The sequence below is a fragment of the Streptomyces canus genome (assembly GCF_030816965.1).
GTDB lineage: Bacteria > Actinomycetota > Actinomycetes > Streptomycetales > Streptomycetaceae > Streptomyces > Streptomyces canus_E.
In genome coordinates this window covers 18,013-35,752 of sequence record NZ_JAUSYQ010000001.1, presented here as the reverse complement: position 1 = coordinate 35,752, position 17,740 = coordinate 18,013, and the positions used below count along the sequence as shown (strand labels likewise).

The window sequence follows — 17,740 nt, the reverse complement described above, 5'->3', positions numbered from 1 at the left end:
ACCGGCACCGTGCGCGTCGGCGGCGCGACGGGACGCGTCCGGCACATCCGCGCTCCGGACGGCTGTGCCCACGACCGGGGCGGGGCCGTCCGGAGCGCGGGGGATGGCGCGGGGTCAGCTCTGGGGCGGGGTAGGCGTGATCATGTAGCTCTCCACGCCGCTGATCAGGCCGCCGCTGAAGGTGAAGTAGTCGGAGAACAGCATCTCCAGCCGGCCGCCGTTCGGGAGGGGGACCTCGACGGTGCCGTCCACGGCCACGGTGTCGCCCTCCTCGATCATGCGCGCGACCTTGTGGGTCGGACGCAGTGAGCCGGCGTCCTTGTGGACGATGCCGTCCTTGTTGTCGACGGCGGCGCGGAGTACTTCCTTGCCGCGGAAGGCGGGCTGGCCCTTCTTCTCCAACAGGACGTCGTCGGTCACCAGGGACAGGACCAGCTCGTGGTCGCCGCGGTGAACACCGTCGAGGTACTGCGTGATGATGTCCTTGTGTTTACTCATGTCACATTATCGGCGCGGCCGACTGGACCGGCGCTGGAGCCGTGACGGAGACGGACACGGCCGTCCCCGTGCCCGGAAAGGCCGAAGGACGGCCCCCGTCTCCGGGGCCGTCCTTCGCGTTCGGGCGCACGGTCAGGCGGGCTGTGCCTCCGAGCGGGTGGCGGGGTCCCCGGCGTGCTGTTCCGGGGTGGGCAGCGGGCCGCTGCGCAGGAGGACCGCGGCGATGACGGCGCCGCTGGCGAGGATGGCGGCGGACCACCAGAATACGGTCGTGTAGCTGTGCACGGCAGCGGTCTGGAGCTGGAGGGGGCTGGGGCGGCCGTTGGTGTGGTCGGTGAGCCAGTCGGTGACGGCGGTGGCGGCGATGGTGTTCAGCAGCGCGGTGCCGACGGCGCCGCCGATCTGCTGTCCGGCGCTGAAGGTGGCCGAGGCGATGCCGGAGTCCTCGGGGCGGACGCCGGAGGTGCCGGTGTTGAGCGCGGCGGCGTAGACCAGACCCATGCCCACGCCGTTGGCGATGATGGGGCCGAGGATGCTGGTGGCGTAGGTGGAGTCGACTTCGATCCGGGTGAGCCAGACCAGGCCGAGCGCGGTGACCAGCAGACCGCTGGGGACCATGGGGCGGGGCCCGAGCCGGGGAAAGAGCTTGGCGCCGCAGACGCTCGTGGTGACGAGGGTGGCCAGCACCATGGGCAGGACGGCGGCGCCCGACTTGAGCGGGGAGTACCCCAGAACCGTCTGCATGTAGTAGATCAGGAAGAGCAGCAGCCCGAAGAAGCCCGCTCCGACGAACAGGACGGTGAGGTAGGCGCCGCCGCGGTTGCGGTCGAGGACGACACGAGGGGGCAGCAGCGGGTGGGCGGCGCGGGTCTGCCAGGCGGCGAAGGCGATCAGGAGGAGACCGCCGACGGCGAGTAGGCCCCAGGTGCCCGCGTCGCCCCAGCCGTCCTCGGCGTTGGAGAAGCCGTAGACGACGCAGAACATGCCGCTGCAGGCCAGCAGGACGCCCGGGATGTCCATCGGGTTGCGCGAGGGGGCCTGGCGGGCGATCAGGGTCAGACCGCCGGCGAGCGCGACGACCGCGAAGACCAGGTTGACGTACATGCACCAGCGCCAGTCGAAGGCGGAGGTGAGGAAACCGCCCAGCAGCAGGCCCAGACCACCGCCGGCGGCGATGACGCCGCCGATGGCGCCGAAGGCCTTGCCGCGCTCCTTGGGGTCGGTGAAGGTGACGGCCATCAGGGCCAGACAGGAGGGGGAGAGCAGGGCGGCGAAGGCTCCCTGGGCGGCCCGGGCGGCGACCAGGGTCTCGAAGTTGGGCGCGGCACCGCCCACGGCGGAGGCGACGGCGAATCCGGCCAGTCCGATGAGGAAGGCCCGCTTGCGGCCCATCAGGTCGGACAGGCGTCCGCAGAACAGCAGCAGGCTTCCGTACGGCAGGGCGTAGGCGGTGACGATCCACTGCCGGTCGCCGTCGCTGAAGCCGAGATCCTGCTGGGCCTCGGGAAGCGCGAGGTTCATCACGGTCAGGTCGAGGCCGACCATGAGGTAGGCGCAACAGACGACGGCGAGGACCCACCACCGCTTGGGGTCCGCCGTCACCTCCGAGCCCGCCCCGGCGGCGGGGGCTGCGCTTCGTGTTGCCATGATCTTCTCCTTCTTCAGTACACCGGACTCACTCGAGGCCGCACAGATACGACGATCCAGCGGCCGGCTTTGTGAGTTCACGGCGGCCGAAGGGCAGGCCGGGGCGGGTGCTGACGACGTGAGTACGTCAGGAGGTGCGCTGTGTCGCGCTGATCGCCATGGCGGTCAGCCGGTCCTTGGCGACGTCGGTGGCGCCGCTCGCCCGCAGCGCGGCGACGGCCCGGTCGGTGCGGGCGGCGATGTCGCGTTCGACGTGGTCCACCGCGCCGACGCCGGTGATGATGGCGCGCATCGTGTGCAGTTCCTCGCCGGAGATCCGCGTCCCGATCCTGGTCCTGAGGAACTTCGCCGCGTCCGGGTCCTGCGCGTCGGCGAACTTGAGCGCGGCGGTGAACAGCACGGTGCGCTTGCCCTGGATCAGGTCGTCGCCGGACGGCTTGCCGGTTTCCTCCGGGGCGCCGAAGACGCCCAGCAGGTCGTCGCGCAGCTGGAAGGCGATGCCGATGTCGACGCCGAACGCCCGGTAGGCGGCGATGAGCCCGGCGTCGGCGCCCGCTATCGCCGCCCCGATGTGCAGCGGGCGTTCCACCGTGTAGGAGGCCGTCTTGTACTGGTTGACGCGCAGTGCCGTCTCGATGTCCTCGTCGCCCGCCGCCTCGGCGGTCAGGTCGAGCAGCTGGCCGCACAGGACCTCGGTGCGCAGCTCCGACCACACCTGGGCCACCCGCCGCTGCGCCTGCTCCGGCAGCCCGGACGTGCGGACCATGTCGTCGGCCCAGCACTGCGCCAGGTCTCCGACCAGGATCGCGGCACCCGTGCCGAACTGCTCCGCGTCGCCGTTCCAGCAGCGGGACCGGTGGTGGTCGGCGAACATCACGTGCGCGGCGGGAGCGCCACGGCGGGTCAGTGACGCGTCGATGACGTCGTCGTGGATCAGTCCGTAGGCGTGGAACATCTCCAGCGCGGCGCAGGCGCGCAGGACCGCCTCGGTCTCCGCCCCCGCCTCGTCGCCCCCGGCACCGATCCAGCCGAGCCAGGCGAAGGCCGGCCGTACGCGCTTGCCCCCGCGCAGCACATAGCGCTCCAGCTCGGCGACCGCGGCCGCGTAGGCCGGGCTGATCGTCTCCGCCTCGGCCCGGCGGCCGGCCAGGAACCGCCTGAGTGCGGCATCGATGTCGTCCGTGGGCAGAGCCGCCCCCTGGCGGGGTCGGGTGATGGTCATGGCTGTCCCTTCGGTGCGGGCGGGCGGGAGGTCAGCTGCCCTGGCCCTCGTCGGACTCGGACTGCAGCATCGGGTTCAGCCACGGCTGGAACTGGTAGTACGACTGGAACTTGTAGATCTCCTCGCCGGTCGACGACATGGCGACGTAGTAGAGGAACTTGTCGTCGGCGGCCCGGCGCCGCATGCTGGCCAGGAACTTCTCGATCTCCGGTTCCATCGGCACGGGAAGGTCCGCCGGGTCCTTGATCAGGATGGAGAAGGCGGACCGCTCGATCTTCGGGGAGTCCCAGCCCAGGGTGGCGTAGAACCCGAATGCACGCCGGCTCAGCGTGAGCAGCCGCTCGCTCGGTTCCGGCAGCTCCAGGTCGCGGAAGATCGACCGGACGCTGTCCGGCTCGAGTGTCTCGGGGGACAGCGCGTTGAAGTACAGGTTCACCGTGCGGTGCCGGTAGTCCATCGAGAACATGGGCATCTGCTTGCCGTCCATGCCGTGCCGGACGAAGAAGTCGTAGTTGTCGGCGACGCTGCGCGGCATGGACGGCAGGTCGAGGAACGTGGACAGCGGTTCCATGTCCTCCGCGGGGAAGGCCAGGTACAGCTTCTTCAGGCCGCTGGCCACTCCGAAGTCGACGCCGTAGAAGGTGGTCCTGCAGCGCTCCGCGACCTCCAGGAACAGGGAGGCGATGGGGTGGTCCGTGCTCTCGAGCAGACCGTGCGCCAGTGCGGTGGTGTAGGGATCGACACCGTCCGTGGGAACCGGGAAGCGCCAGTCGACATCGCTCGAATAACGCCGGCCGGTCCCCATGCGGAAGGCGATCGGTGTGGTCGCGAGCGCCTCCTCGTAGGCGGTCAGCACCGACCGCACCTTGTCCTGTGCGTACGGCACATCGAGCAGCCGGGCTGACTCCTCAATGGCCGAGTAGAGGTCTGCCAGCTTGGTCTCGGACACTCTTCCTCCACGGGTCCGTGCGGTCCGTCCGGCGCCGAGTATGGGTGAGGCCACTACAGAGCCGGTCGAGTCCGGTCGCACGGCCGGAGCAGGGGCCGGTACCGCGGTCCTCCCGCGCCCTCGCGGTCATCGGCCGGCCCCGTGGGACGGCATTCACGTGGACCACATCACATTCCGGTGGCTCTTGGCACGGTGATACCGGCCGTGTCACTATGTCGGCACGCCTTCCCTGCCCACATGCCGTTTCGTGGCAGCCCGTTCGCCGAGAAACCGTCGGCGTCGCCGTCCCGGCCGGGCAGGTGCCCACCGACCGGCGGCCGTGTTTCTCCCGCCGCCCGGCGAAGGCGCCGTTCACCCAAGTGCGCGTGGCCGCCCCGGACATCTCCGTATTCCGTACCAGGTCCCGGGCGCTCGCGAAGAATCCCTGACACCACCCCGGTTTCCGGCCGCGCGTTCGCCGCGCGTTCCCCTTCGCATGCCCGGACCGCTCGGTCACGCCACCGGACGTCCCTCGGGGCAGCACCGGAAAGTGCGCCAACGTCTCGTCACGTACAGACGGCAGACTCCAGAGAAAGTGGACACCAGATATGGCCAGGCTCTGCAAGCCCGCGGTGAGCGTGCCGGAATACGTCATCACGATGGAAGAGACTCTGGAATTCGCTCAGCGAGTCCACAGCGGAAAGCCCCAGCTCCCTTTGGCGCTTCGCCTGATCCGGAACACGGGGGTGAAGAAGCGGCACATCGTCCAGCCCGTCGACAAGACGCTCCGCCATCCGGGCCTGACGGAACGCAATCGCGTCTACGAGCTCGAGTCCAAGAAGCGGACGCCCGAGGTCATAGAACAGGCCCTGCGCAACGCCGGCGTGACGGCCCGTGACGTCGACGCGATCATCTACGTGTCGTGCACCGGGTTCCTGATGCCGTCACTGACCGCGTGGCTGATCAACCGGCTCGGCTTCCGGTCCGACACCCGTCAGATACCCATCGCCCAGCTGGGCTGCGCGGCGGGCGGCGCGGCGATCAACCGGGCCCACGACTTCTGCCTGGCCCACCCGGGGAGCAACGTCCTGATCGTCTCGTGCGAGCTGTGCTCCCTGTGCTACCAGCCCGAGGACGACAACATCGGTGCGCTGCTGTCCGACGGGTTGTTCGGCGACGCGGTCGCGGCCGCCGTGGTGCGCGGTGCGGGCGGCGTCGGCATCGACCTGGAGCGCAACGCCTCGTACCTCATCCCGGACACCGAGGACTGGATCTCCTACGCCGTCCGGGACACCGGCTTCCACTTCCAGCTGGACCGCCGGGTGCCGGGGACGATGGAGCCGCTGGCGCCGGTGCTGCGGGAGTTCGCCAAGGACCACAGCTGGGACGCCGGCAACCTCGACTTCTACATCGTGCACGCCGGCGGGCCGCGGATCCTGGACGACCTCGCCAAGTTCCTCGACGTGGACCGCGAGGTGTTCCGGCACAGCTGGTCGACCCTGAGCGAGTACGGCAACATCGCCAGCGCGGTCGTCCTGGAGGCGGCCCGCAGGCTGTTCGAAGAGGACACGCCGGCGCCCGACGCCACGGGTCTGATCGCGGGCTTCGGCCCCGGAATCACCGCCGAGATGGCGCTGGGCCGTTGGGGTGCCGACGCGCCGGCGACCGCCGAGGGCGTCGCCTGACCTGCCCCCGCCGCCCTGCCCGGCCAGAGGTGGGGGGCGTTCAGCGGACCGCACGACGTCCGCCCGATTGTGCAGTGCGCCTCCTAAGGAGACAGTCCCCATGAAGAGTTCCACAGCCTATACATCGATACGGAAGCGCGGTCTTCACCTCGGTCTGCTGCCGGAGATGGCCGCGGCCGTGAACCCGTCGACGCCGATCACCCTGGACCACGACCTGGACACCTTCCCCGAGGCGGGCCGGCGCCTGACCGTGGCCCGGTACGCCGAGTACGTCGACGATCTGGCGGCGCGGCTGTGGGCGGCCGGTGTCCGGTCCGACGAGCGCGTCGTGATCTACAAGACGGCCAACGCCGACCACTGGATGCTCGCCGCCGCGGTCTCCCGCATCGGCGCGGTCGTCGTGAACCTGTCGCCGGCCCTGGACGCCCGCACCGTGGGCGTCCTGCTCCAGCGGCTGGAGCGGCCGGCCCTGCTCACCGACGGCGCCAAGCTCGACCTCCTGGACGGGCTGCCGCTCCAGGACCTCACGCGGCGGGTGATCACCTCGGCGGGCGACCGGCCCGGGACGGTGTCGCTGGCCGGGCTCGCCGGCGCGCCGCGGGTCAGGCCGGTGGTGCGGCCGATCGACGAGGCAGCCGTGATCACCCACACCTCGGGCACGACCGGGATCCCGAAGCTCGTGGTGCACACCCCGCGCACCCAGGGGCTGCGTCTCGTACCGCAGTGGCGCCTGCTCTCCCTGCTGAGGAAGAAGGAGACCGTCGCCATCCACGTGCCCTTCGTGCACTCTCGGATGGTCGCGGCGATGTCCCTCGCGCTGCTGAAGGCGCATCCGGTCCTGCTCATGCGCGAGCCCGACCCCGCCGAGGTCGCCGGGCACTTCCTCGAGCACCGCCCGGTTCTCATCGAGGCGCTGCCCAACTCCCTGATGGAGTGGGAGGGGCTCGCCGAGGACCCGCGGATGCCGTTCGCGTCGGTGAAGGTCTTCAGCAGCACCTTTGACGCGATCCACCCCGGGACGATGAGCAAGCTGCTCGGGGCCTCCGCCCGGCCCGGCGCGCTGTTCTTCCAGATCTACGGGCAGAGCGAGGTCGGTCCGGCCGTCGGCCGCGCCTACTTCCGCCGCTCCGCCCACAAGGCGAACGGGCGCTGCGTCGGCTGGGCCATGCCCATGGGCGCCGCGCGGCTCCGTGTGGTGAGCCGGAACGGCAGTCCGCCCTCGGAGAAGAACCCCGGTTTCATCGAGGTGGCGTGGGACGGTCTGGCGAAGACGTACTTCGGTGAGCAGGAGCGCTACGACACCCAGCGCAGGGGCGAGTGGTGGCGGACCGGGGACGTGGGGTACCGGACGCGGTTCGGCTGCCTGCACATGCTCGACCGGGAGGTCGACATGATCCCGGGGGTGCGCAGTTCGCTGGAGATCGAGGACGTGGTGCTCAGCCGGCTGGACGAGCTGACCGAGCTGGTGGTGGTGCGGGGACCGGACGCGGAGCCGGTGCCGGTGATCTGCACCGCCGACGACAAGCCGGTCGACCCGGGCCGCTGGCGCGCCGCCGCCGCCGACTTCCCCCAGCTCGCCGACCCCGTCCACATCCCGCAGGCCGAACTGCCCCGGACCGCCACGCTGAAGGTGCAGCGGCTCGAGCTGGCCCGCCGGTTCGAGCAACGGCTGGAAGAGCGGGCCTGACCGTTCCACGTCCTGCCGCTGTGGCGGTGGGGTTCATCGTTTTGGAAGAGGGGTTGTTGTTGTGACGTCACAGGCCACGCTCGCGCGTTTTCGTGAGTACATGGTGGGACCGTCGCGGTTCATGAGTCTGCTGTCGTGTTTCGAGCTCGGTCTGATCGACCGGCTGCGGGAGAGTCCGGGGCTGGGTGCGGTGGAGCTGGGTGAGGCGGCGGGGGTGAAGCCGGATGCGGTGGAGCAGTTGCTGTTCTTGCTGGTGAAGGAGGGGTTCGTCGCGTTCGACGAGGAGTGCGGGGGGTATCGTCTGGATGCTTTGGGGGAGGTGGGGGAGGAGGATCTGCAGCGGGCGTTGCGGTACATGAACCTGATCAAGGTGACGGCGTTGCGGCAGTTGTTCTATCTGACGCAGAGCGCGCGCAGTGGTTCGGTGGTGGGTCTGCGGGAGCTGTACGGGGCCGAGGGGACGTTGTACGACGCGGTGGCCGGGCATCAGGATCTGAAGGATGCGTGGCTGGGGTTGATGAACACGGTGACGGCGAACATCGATCCGTGGTTCTTCGGTCATGTGGAGATTCCGGCGGGTGCGCGGGTGCTGGATCTGGCGGGCAATACGGGGCTGGGGGCGATTCATGCCTACCGGTACAAGGAGTCCGCGGGGTTGTCGGTGACGACGTTCGATCTGCCGGAGAAGGAGCAGGAGGCTCTGGCGAACTTCCGGGCGGAGGGGCTGCAGGAGCATCTGTCGTTCATCGGGGGGAATGTTTTCGACGGGGTTCCCGAGGGGTTCGACACGGTTCTGGTCAAGCATTTCCTGGACATGTTCGACCGGGATGACGTGCTGAGGATCCTGGCGGGTGTGCACCGGTCGCTTCAGCCGGGTGGGCAGGTGCATGTGCTGGTGCCGGTGTATCCGGAGGACATCAGGGATGCCGGCAACTACAACGTGGACTTCTTCCCGGCGTTCTTCATCGGGTGCACAATGGGGCAGGGCGGTCCGCAGAAGCTGTCGGTGTATCAGCGCTGGCTGGAGGAGAGCGGGTTCAAGGTGACGAAGGCGGTCACCAAGGACGCCTCCGAGATCCCGCCGGACGTCATCCCCGTCCAGGCCGTCATCTCCGCCACGAAGATCGCGTAACCGGCCGGGCCGCTCCCCGGGTGCGTGCGGGACGGGCCGGGGACGCGTCCCGCGAGGCGACTCCCGGCCGCCCGGCGCCCCGTCGCGCGAGGAACAGGGACGCCGGCCCGGATCATCCGGGCCGGCGTCCGTCACACCGTCCGTCACACCGGCCGGGCGGCGTGGGCCCGGACCGCGCCGCGCAGGGCGTCCGCGACGCGTTCGACCTGGTCCGTGCCGAGCTCGGCGTGCATGGGAATGGCGAGCTGGCGTTCGAAGAGGTCCGCCGACACCGGGCACGCCTGCTTCGACTCGAACGCGGGCTGCAGGTGCGAGGCCCACGTCCCGTGCCCGCAGCCGATACCGCGGCCGCGCAGCTCGGCGGCGACCGCCGTGCGGTCCACGCTCCGGTCCAGCGTCACCAGGTACGACTGCCAGGTGTGGGTACGGTCCGCGGGCACCCGGGGAAGCGTCAGCAGTTCCTCGTCGCCGAGGAGCTCGGCGTAGCGCGCGGCGACGGCGTCGCGCCGCTCCAGGAGCTCGTCGAGCCGGTTCAGCTGCACCTGCAGGATCGCGGCGGCGATGTCGGACAGCTTGTAGTTGTAGCCGATCTCGGTGAACGTCGGGATCGGCAGGCCCACGACCTGTGCCTGATCGAAGATGCTGGTGATGCCGAAGGCCGACCGCAGCCGGGCGTGCTCCGCGACCGCCGGGTCGGAGGTGAGCAGTGCTCCGCCCTCACCGCTCGTGGCGCCCTTGCGTCCGTGGAAGGACACGCAGGCCACCGGTGCCAGTGCGCCCGCCGGCCGTCCTCGGTAGGTCGCGCCGACCGCGCAGGCGGCGTCCTCGATGACGAACAGGCCGTGACGCTCGGCCAGGGCGTTCAGTTCCGCGTAGTCGGCGGGCAGGCCGACCGTGTCCACCGCGATGACACCCACCGTCCGTGGGGTGACGAGATCCGCCACCGCCTGCGGATCCACCGTGCCGGTGTCGGCGCGGACGTCGGCGAAGACCGGTGTCGCGCCGAGGTAGCGCACCGCATGGGCCGGCGCGGGGAACGAGTAGTCGGCGACGATCACCTCGTCGCCCGGCTCAACGCCCAGCGCCAGCAGCGCGAGGTGCAGCGCGACGCCGCAGTTGCTCAGCGCGACGGCACCGTCCACGCCGAAGCGCCCGGCGAGCTGGGCCTCCAGCGCCTTGCCCCGGGGGCCCTGACCGGCCGGCCAGCCCGAGGCGAACACCTCGGCGACGGCCGCCAGCTCCTGCTCGCCCAGGCTCGCGTGCACCAGGGGAATTCCGTTCATGGTGGGCATCTCCGTCACACTCCGCGCTCTGTTGCCGGCCGGGAAGAAGTCGGGGTGGGGGGCTCGTAGCGAAGCGGCGTGATCTGACTGACGTCGTACCGGCGTCGCATTTGCTCGACGGCCTCGGGATCCACCGGCCCGCCGGCTGCCCAGATCTCCGCGATCTCCTCGAAATAGAACTCGTGATACGGCGACGGATAGCACTGGAACAGCATGCGGGCCGGTTCGTCCGAGGCGTTCCGGAACGCGTGCGGGGTGCCCGGAGGAACGAACATGAAGGCACCCTCGGTCGCCCGGACGGCCTTGTCCCCGTCGGGGGACTGCCAGTCGTGCCAGGAATCCCCGGTCCGCAGGGCCGGCTCGAACGCGAGAATCTGCAGTTCCCCCTCCAGCACGTAGAAGAACTCCTGGGAGTCCTTGTGGACGTGGGCTCCGACGTCGAAACCGGGCGGCACGACCACCTCGAACACCGATATGGCGGAACCTTGCGCCTTGGTGGCCTTGAAGGTCACTTCCTGGGCCTTTGTGATCAGCTTTCGCCCCTGACCGGGCGGGACGATGAGACCTGTCATCCGATATGTTTCCTTTCCGCGCTAATGCCGCCCCGAGAAGGGCGCCTGTGAACTCCCGCGGTGAACACCGGGAGGTGAAGCGGAGGGGAGGGCGGCGCGTTCGAGGTCGGCGGGCGAGGACGAGCCGGCGGCCGTGCGCGCAGCGTGCCGCGAGCCGGACCGGCGCGCCGAGCGCGGGGCGGTCCGGAGTGAACCGGCGGATGCGGTAGTCAACTCACCGTGCCACAAGGGATTTTGGGCAGGGGAGAGGTGCGGTAAGCGTGACATGGTGCGGACCCGCACGCCAAGATCCCCATAAAGTGACGTAAGTCACTCGCTCCGGGCACCAGTGCTTCTCCAATGCGCCTCGAGCCGCGGCACACATGATGCGGCTCGAACTCGCCGCTGCGGACCCCGGAACCGGGGGGTGCGCCGCCGCGCGTCCAACGTCATCAAGGGGAGCCATCGCCTCGTCGAGCACGCGGGCGGGGAACGCGACACGGGGGAGGCACGGTGTCCGGAGAAGCCGACATCGAATCTTTGTATTCGACCATGAGGGAAGCGGCCCAGCTCGTGGGCGTGGCCTGCTCGCGCGACGATGCCTGGCCGGTACTCACCGCGTTCCGGGACGTGATCGACTCCACCGTCGTCTTCAACATCGTGACCAGCGGAGGACGCGTCAAGGACGTCTCCTTCGACTTCACGATGCCGCCGAGCGCCGGGGACCCCTACGACATCGCCCTGGCGCACGGCCTCGTCGAAGAGACGAGCCATCCGATACGCGTCCTCTTCCAGGACATCCGGAAGCGGTTCCCCGTCTCCGCCCACGGCGTCGACCACGGCATCTCACGCGGTTTCAACAAGACGTACATCGTCTTCCCGCTGGGCGGCTTCCGGGACCTCGCGGAACTTGCCGACGTCCCGTCCATGCCGGCCGGCCTGCGGGAGCACATGAGCACGTTCGCCGAGTACGGCCTGGACGGCAAGGTGTCGGCCATGGCGGTCGACTATGCGAACAGGACGTGGAACGTGTACTTCAACGGGCTCGGCGCCGAACAGGTCGAACGCCGGGCCGTGCTGTCGATGGTCCGCGCATTCGGGCTGCCGGAGCCGAGCGGGCGGCTGCTCGACTTCATCGGGACCTCCTCAGCGATGTACCCCACCTTCGGCTGGGACTCCTCGAGGATCGAGCGGATCAGCTTCTCCATGAGAACCACCGACCCGGCGGAACTCCCCTCCCGCGCCGAGCCGGTGCTCGAGAAGTTCGCCAGAAGCGTGCCCTACGCGTACGAGGGCGACCGGGTGCTCGTTTACGCCGGGGCGCTGTCCCGCGCCGAGGAGTACTACAAGCTCGCGGCCTACTACCGGATGACTTCCGAGACGCAGGCCCGCGTCGGACCGGCCAACTGACGTCCGGACCGTCACACTCTCGTGCGGCGCTCGACCGGAACTCGAACGGCCGGGCAGAGAGTGGACGTCCGTATCTCGTGCGCTCACCACGCACCCTCGGTCTCCGGCCGCATCAAAAAGGGAGTTGATCGATGTCAGTCGCTCACCGCGGGGACGAAGCGGCTCCGTCGGGTTCCGGCACCGGGCGGGAAGCGGGCGACCTGCTCGATCTCGCCCTGGGTTACCTGTACTCGGCGGCCCTGCACAGCGCCGCACGTTTCGGTGTCGCCGATCACCTGGTGGACGGCCCCCGCACGGCCGGGGAGCTGGCCGGGTCGACGGGGGCCCATGAGCCGCACCTGTACCGGCTCCTGAGGTTCCTGGCCACCAAGGGAGTCTTCCGCGAGGACGAGACGGGCCGGTTCCACCTCACCCCGCTCGCACAGGCACTGCGCACCGACGTGCCAGGGTCGATACGCGACACCGTCATGGTGTACAGCGAGGCCCCCTTCTGGGAGCCGGCGGGCCGTCTGCACGAAGCGGTGCGCACCGGCACGACCGCCTTCGAGACGCAGTACGGCACTTCCTTCTACGACCACGTCGCCACCGACCGGGACTTCGGCGCCGCCTTCAACGCGAGCATGGCGGCTGCCTCCGAGGCACTCAGCAACGACATCGCCGAGGCCCTCGACTTCTCGCAGGCCAAGAGCGTCATCGACGTGGGCGGCGGACGCGGCGGCCTGCTGCGCTCCGTCCTGCGGCGCAACCCGCATCTGACGGGCGTGCTGTTCGACCTGGAGAACGTGGTGGCCGGGCACGTCCTCGACACCCCGGACCTGGCCGGGCGCTGGCAGGCCCAGGCCGGGGACTTCTTCGTCTCCGTGCCCTCCGGCGCCGACGTCTACGTCCTCAAGCACGTACTGGCCAGCTGGACGGACGAGCAATGCGTGAGCATCCTGCGCACCTGCCGCGCCGCCATGCCCGCGCACGCGCGCCTGCTGGTCGCCAACCCCATGATCCCGGCGGGCAACGAGCCCCACTTCGGCAAGACGGTCGACATGCTGATGATGACCGTCCTCAACGGAAGGAACCGCACCCGCGCGGAGTACGGGGAACTGCTCCGTCAGGCGGGATTCGAGATCGTGCGGTTCCTGGATCCCTCACCGCACGCCTCGGTGGCCGAGGCGGCCGTGGCCCGCTGAGAGCCGGGCGGACACCGGGAGACCCGCACCGGGCCCTTTGCCGGCGGGGGCGGGGCGAACCCGCCCCCGCCGGTGCGACGACGCAGCCCCTCACGATGTGAGGCGGGCCGCGCGGGTCAGCCCTGCGGCTCCGTCCTCCACCCGCGCAGCTTCTCGGGGTTGCGCATGACCCAGATGTGGGTGACCCGGTCGTCGGTCGCCTCCAGCGCCATCACGCTCACGATGACGCCGTCCTGCTCGATCACGAGCCCGGGCCGGCCGTTGACCATGCGCTCCAGGATGGTCAGGTCGGGCATCCGGTGGAGGAGTGCCACGAGACCGTTCGCGATCTGCTCGGCGCCCTCCAGGGAGCGGGCCCCGGCCTCGACGAGGCCGCCGGTGTCGGCGACCGACACGGCACCGGGGTCGAGGAAACCGATGAGGGCGTCGATGTCCATGGACTCCCAGGCCTGCTTGAAGTTCCGCACGACATCGGTCTGCCGGTTGGCGGGCCTGGTCGGGGCCTGTGCGTCGCGGATACGGCGGCGCGCCGACGTGGCCAGCTGACGGCAGGCCGCCGGTGTCCGGCCGACGATGTCGGCGATGTCGTTGAAGGGGTAGCGGAAGACGTCGTGCAGCACGAACGCGACGCGCTCGGCCGGGGTGAGCGATTCCAGGACGACGAGGAAGGCCATGCTGACCGACTCGTCGAGAGTGATCCGGTCGGCGGGGTCGGTGGCGGTGCCCGCCGGGCGGACTGCGGCCCACTCCGTGCGATCGGGCACGGGCTCGGGGATCCATTCGCCCACGTAGTTCTCGCGGCGCACCCGCGCCGAGCCGAGCAGGTCCAGGCAGATGCGGCTGGCGACCTTGTTCAGCCAGGCCCCCGGGGACACGATGGCGTCCCGCTGCTCGGGCGTCATGGCGTACCAGCGGACGTACGTGTCCTGCACGACGTCCTCGGCGTCGGCCAGCGACCCCAGCAGCCGGTAGGCGAGATTGATCAGCTGGCGCCGCTCCTTCATGATCGCGTCCAGTCCCGGATCGAGCTGGTCGTCTTCCTGCGGGGAGCTCATGGTCTTGGGGTCTCCTCGGGTCGCTTTCCGTCACTGGTCATGACGAGACGGCCGGTCGCCTGTGAGGCCGGGCGCACCCGTCGCGTCACGGACGCCGGCGGGCGGCCACGGCCCCCGGCCGTGACCGCGAACGCCGACGGTGCCCGCGCACCGGCCGGCGGGCTCAGGACCGGGCCGGGGCCGCCACGCGGAGCGTGAACGCGCGCAGGACGAGCGCCGTCTCCATCGCGCACAGTGCCACACCGAGGGTGACGTGGGCGGCGAGCGCGCTGTTCAGGCCCAGTCCGGTCTGGGCGAAGGTGGCCGCCAGGATGCCTATCGTCGCCTTCAGCGGCCAGGTCAGCCAGCGGTTGCGGCGCCACAGCAGGACGGCGGCCACGACCTGGAGGAACACCAGGAACTCGAAGGCGTAGGCGTTGTGCCCGTGCGGGTCGATCGAGTCGAGATCGCCGTTGAGCAGCATTCCGGCCAGCAGGCCCTGCACCAGGGTCTGGAGCAGGGCGAGGACCGCCACGACCCGCAGCAGGACAACCGTTCCACGACCGTCCACCGTCCGGTCCGTCATGACCGCCGTGCCCGTCCCGGCCTGGGAGGGCGCACCCTCGGAAGAGGTGTCGTGCATCGAGCTCCCCATCTCTCGTCTCGGCTGCTGAGTCTTCAGCACACTTGACCGACGACGTGGCACCCCGGTTTGTGAGCCGGGGCGCGCCGACGTGTGCCACGTCGGCTTTCGGACACCCCTTGGCCCGGTGACGCCGACCGTGTCACACTGTCCGCGCATTCCCCCTGCCCGGATTCCGCCGAGCGGTGGTCGAGGTTCTCCTCCCGCCGTGCTCGGCGTTCTTTTTTTCCCCGACATGCGCGAGGCCGGTCCGGGACCGACCGGGCGCCGAGGGCGGGGAACCGCCCTCTTCCCGTGCCCCTCCTCCGCGGCGACCCGCCCTTCCCTTCTGCGCCCGGCATCCCCGCACGGGCTCCCGCACGGGCAGCCCGTGCGTCGCGTTCGTACATCCGAAAGGAAACTGAGCATGAGTGATCGTCTGGTGGGCTCCGTGGGCGGCTCCGCCCTGCAGCCGCCGGCAGCGAGCGGCGACGGGCATCGGTCCGGGGCCGTGGCGGTACGCGACCGTGTGGCGCGCCACCTGGCCGTGCAGGTGGACGGTGAGGGCGCCCTCAAGGACCGGTGCGCCGGCCGGATCATCGAGTCCGCGCTGCTGCTGCTCCTGCTGCGCAAGGAGCGCGCGCTGCCCCGTGCGCAGAAGGAACTGCAGGACTACCTCCAGGGGGCCCGGCCCAACGGCCCCCTGGAACGGGTGGTCGCCGACGCGCTGCTCGGCCGGCCCTGCGACGCCGGTGACGTGCTGGACCTCGGGAGGTCCCGGCACGGCACCGGTGCCCGCAAACGGCTCCTGCTGGAGACGATCCTGGGCCTGTGCGGACTGCTGCCGGACGGCGCGCGCCCGGATCCGCGCAGCATCGGCCCGCGGCCGCAGGCGGTGTGGACGGAGCTGACGCTGTGCGCGGCCACCGTCCTGCACGCGCACGGCAACGGGGGAGCGGGGCAGCCCGGGGCAGCCGGGGACGCCACCTACCGGTGGGACCTGCTCGAGTACCAGGATCTGCTGGTGCGCCGGCTTGCCGCCTTCCCCGCGGGGCGGGTGTGGGAGGGAAACGCGCTGGCCCACCTCGTGGCACTGCACGCACTCCACACGTACCGACCCGGCTGCGAACTGATGCGCGAGGGGATCGAGGCGCTGGTCCGGCTGCGCGGCCGGGACGGTGGCGTGCCGTTCATCGACGGGCAGGAGGTCTTCGTGACCGCCCTCGCCGGAGTGGCCCTCGCCCCCGTGCCGGGGCACGCGCAGCTCGCGTCGCGGATGGGGGAGTACATCGCCTCCCGTCAGCACGCCGACGGCGGCTGGGGCTACAACGAGACCACGACCCAGACCGACGTCGACGACACCGCCCGGTGCGTGGAGTTCCTGCGGACACTCGACGGGACGCGGTTCCGGCACGGCATCGAGGGGGGCGAGGCGTACCTGCGCGCCCGGGCGAACGAGGAGGGCGGCTTCCCCACCTATCTGCGGGGCCACCCCTGGGACCTGGACATGACGGCGGGAGCCGTCATCGCCCTGCCCTGGAGCCGCCACGCGGATCTGCTCGGCCCCGCGGCCGAGGTACTCATCAGTGCCCAGCACGAGGACGGTAGCTTCGAACCGGGCTGGTCGCTCAGCTTCTCGAGCGTCACCCTGCGCGTCCTGGACGCCCTGTCCTGCGTACCCGCCTCACAGGAGGATCTGCGGCGGCGCGCAGACGCGTGCACGGCCAGGGCCGTCGCCTTCCTCCAGCAGGCCCGGGCGAGTGACGGCGGCTGGGGACACAGCCCGGACAAGGACAGCGATGTGCTGTCCACCGCCCAGGCCCTGTGCGCGCTCGCCCGCCACGCCCCGGGGGCCGACCTGGCCAAGCCCCTCGCCTACCTGGAGGACCAGCAGCACCCCGACGGCGGATTCACCTCGGTCCCCGACCAGGCGGGCCCGCGCCCCCTGCCCTTCGACTTTCCCGTACTGGCCGACGTGCACGTCCTGACGGCGCTCAACCGCCTGGTAGCGAGCGGCGTCGCCTGACCGTTGGGTGTGTCCAGCCAACGGTGTAACTCGTGTGGTGAGTTGTCGGCGGCCGACGGAGAGTCGGCCGTCGAAGGCGATATCGAAGGCCTGGAGTGCGGGCTTCCCTCGCATGGTCCAGCGTTTGCGTCCCTGGCCGGTGGGGTCCAGGCTCATGACAGCCATGTAGACGCACTTGAGCGCGGCGGCCTCGTTCGGGAAGTGTCCGCGGCTCGGACGGCTTTGCGTATGCGCGCGTTGACCGACTCGATCGCGGTCGTGGTGCAGACGATGCGGCGGATCTCGGTGTCGAACTGGAGGAACGGCACGAACTCCGCCCAGGCGTTCTCCCAAGGCCGCACGATCGCCGGATACTTGGCGCCCCACTCCTCAGGGAACTCCAGGAAGCGGTCCTCGGCCGCGCTTGCAGTCGGCGCGGTGCAGACGGGCTTGAGCGCGCGGGAAATCTTGTCCCAGTCCTGGCGGCCCGCATAGCGGAACGACGTCCTCGACGCCCCGGTTCTTGATCTCGGTGAGGACCTGGAGCGAGTACTTGGCGCCCTCGCCGCCGTCACCGGCCCACAGTCCGAGGATGTCGCGGGTGCCGTCCACCGTCACGGCCAGGGCGACGTAGACAGGCCGGTTGGCCACCTGCCCGTCGCGGACCTTCACGTGCAGCCATCCCATCCATGACCTTGTCGGTGATAGGGGAGATGGTCTGCTTGGACACGCTCGCGCCGTAGACCTCGGCCAGGTGGGCGGAGACGTTCCTCACCGAACAGCGCCTGGCCCCAAAAGCCGATACAGCGGGCTCACTCTCTACCAGGCCCTCGACGCCATCCAGGACCTGCTGAA

14 protein-coding genes and 1 pseudogene are annotated in these 17,740 nt (G+C 70.2%); 6 read left to right on the top strand and 9 right to left on the bottom strand.

Features of this window, described 5'->3' with window-relative positions:
- Nucleotides 1–114: 114 nt before the first annotated feature.
- From QF027_RS00165 to QF027_RS00150, 4 genes are all read right to left on the bottom strand, one after another.
- Entirely contained in the window at nucleotides 115–498 is a 384-nt protein-coding gene (locus tag QF027_RS00165; protein WP_306972032.1) for a nuclear transport factor 2 family protein, read from the bottom strand.
- 132 nt (nucleotides 499–630) lie between these two features.
- A complete protein-coding gene (locus QF027_RS00160; RefSeq protein ID WP_306972033.1) occupies nucleotides 631–2,145 on the bottom strand; it encodes an MFS transporter in 1,515 nt (504 codons plus the stop codon).
- Between the two features lie 127 nt (nucleotides 2,146–2,272).
- A complete protein-coding gene (locus tag QF027_RS00155; RefSeq protein ID WP_306972034.1) occupies nucleotides 2,273–3,367 on the bottom strand; it encodes a polyprenyl synthetase family protein in 1,095 nt (364 codons plus the stop codon).
- A 31-nt stretch (nucleotides 3,368–3,398) separates the two neighbouring features.
- Nucleotides 3,399–4,316 carry an aromatic prenyltransferase gene (locus QF027_RS00150; protein WP_306972035.1) on the bottom strand — a complete coding sequence of 306 codons (918 nt, stop codon included), beginning with the start codon at nucleotides 4,314–4,316 and terminating at the stop codon, nucleotides 3,399–3,401.
- Nucleotides 4,317–4,903: 587 nt separating this feature from the next.
- Here QF027_RS00150 and QF027_RS00145 point away from each other — a divergent pair.
- The 3 genes from QF027_RS00145 to QF027_RS00135 all read left to right on the top strand — a co-directional run bounded on the left by QF027_RS00145 (nucleotide 4,904) and on the right by QF027_RS00135 (nucleotide 8,799).
- Nucleotides 4,904–5,980, top strand: coding sequence for a type III polyketide synthase (locus QF027_RS00145; RefSeq protein ID WP_306972036.1), 1,077 nt, complete (start codon nucleotides 4,904–4,906; stop codon nucleotides 5,978–5,980).
- 100 nt (nucleotides 5,981–6,080) lie between these two features.
- Nucleotides 6,081–7,667, top strand: coding sequence for a class I adenylate-forming enzyme family protein (locus tag QF027_RS00140; RefSeq protein ID WP_307072012.1), 1,587 nt, complete (start codon nucleotides 6,081–6,083; stop codon nucleotides 7,665–7,667).
- A 121-nt stretch (nucleotides 7,668–7,788) separates the two neighbouring features.
- Nucleotides 7,789–8,799, top strand: coding sequence for a methyltransferase (locus QF027_RS00135; protein ID WP_306972038.1), 1,011 nt, complete (start codon nucleotides 7,789–7,791; stop codon nucleotides 8,797–8,799).
- A 143-nt stretch (nucleotides 8,800–8,942) separates the two neighbouring features.
- On the opposite strand, the gene QF027_RS00130 is transcribed toward QF027_RS00135, so the two are convergent.
- Nucleotides 8,943–10,082: a DegT/DnrJ/EryC1/StrS family aminotransferase gene (locus tag QF027_RS00130; protein WP_307072011.1), complete on the bottom strand. Its 1,140-nt coding sequence runs from the start codon at nucleotides 10,080–10,082 to the stop codon at nucleotides 8,943–8,945.
- Nucleotides 10,083–10,096: 14 nt separating this feature from the next.
- Complete coding sequence (locus QF027_RS00125; RefSeq protein WP_307072010.1) at nucleotides 10,097–10,654, bottom strand: cupin domain-containing protein; 558 nt, start codon at nucleotides 10,652–10,654, stop codon at nucleotides 10,097–10,099.
- Between the two features lie 492 nt (nucleotides 10,655–11,146).
- On the opposite strand from QF027_RS00125, the gene QF027_RS00120 reads away from it, so the two are divergent.
- Both QF027_RS00120 and QF027_RS00115 read left to right on the top strand, forming a co-directional pair.
- Nucleotides 11,147–12,043 carry an aromatic prenyltransferase gene (locus tag QF027_RS00120; RefSeq protein WP_306972041.1) on the top strand — a complete coding sequence of 299 codons (897 nt, stop codon included), beginning with the start codon at nucleotides 11,147–11,149 and terminating at the stop codon, nucleotides 12,041–12,043.
- Between the two features lie 131 nt (nucleotides 12,044–12,174).
- Nucleotides 12,175–13,224 (top strand): methyltransferase, encoded by a 1,050-nt coding sequence (locus QF027_RS00115; protein ID WP_307072009.1) that lies wholly within the window; start codon nucleotides 12,175–12,177, stop codon nucleotides 13,222–13,224.
- Between the two features lie 116 nt (nucleotides 13,225–13,340).
- Here the strand turns inward: QF027_RS00115 and sigJ are convergent, their stop codons facing one another.
- Nucleotides 13,341–14,279, bottom strand: coding sequence for an RNA polymerase sigma factor SigJ (gene sigJ, locus QF027_RS00110; protein ID WP_307072008.1), 939 nt, complete (start codon nucleotides 14,277–14,279; stop codon nucleotides 13,341–13,343).
- Nucleotides 14,280–14,442: 163 nt separating this feature from the next.
- Nucleotides 14,443–14,901 (bottom strand): hypothetical protein, encoded by a 459-nt coding sequence (locus QF027_RS00105; RefSeq protein ID WP_307072007.1) that lies wholly within the window; start codon nucleotides 14,899–14,901, stop codon nucleotides 14,443–14,445.
- 406 nt (nucleotides 14,902–15,307) lie between these two features.
- Here QF027_RS00105 and QF027_RS00100 point away from each other — a divergent pair, with 406 nt between their 5' ends.
- On the top strand, nucleotides 15,308–16,906 hold the full coding sequence (locus tag QF027_RS00100) for a prenyltransferase/squalene oxidase repeat-containing protein (RefSeq protein ID WP_307072006.1): 1,599 nt from the start codon (nucleotides 15,308–15,310) through the stop codon (nucleotides 16,904–16,906).
- Between the two features lie 63 nt (nucleotides 16,907–16,969).
- Here QF027_RS00100 and QF027_RS00095 read toward each other — a convergent pair.
- A pseudogene (locus QF027_RS00095) lies at nucleotides 16,970–17,618 on the bottom strand (transposase); the annotation flags it as partial.
- Nucleotides 17,619–17,740 lie beyond the last annotated feature (122 nt).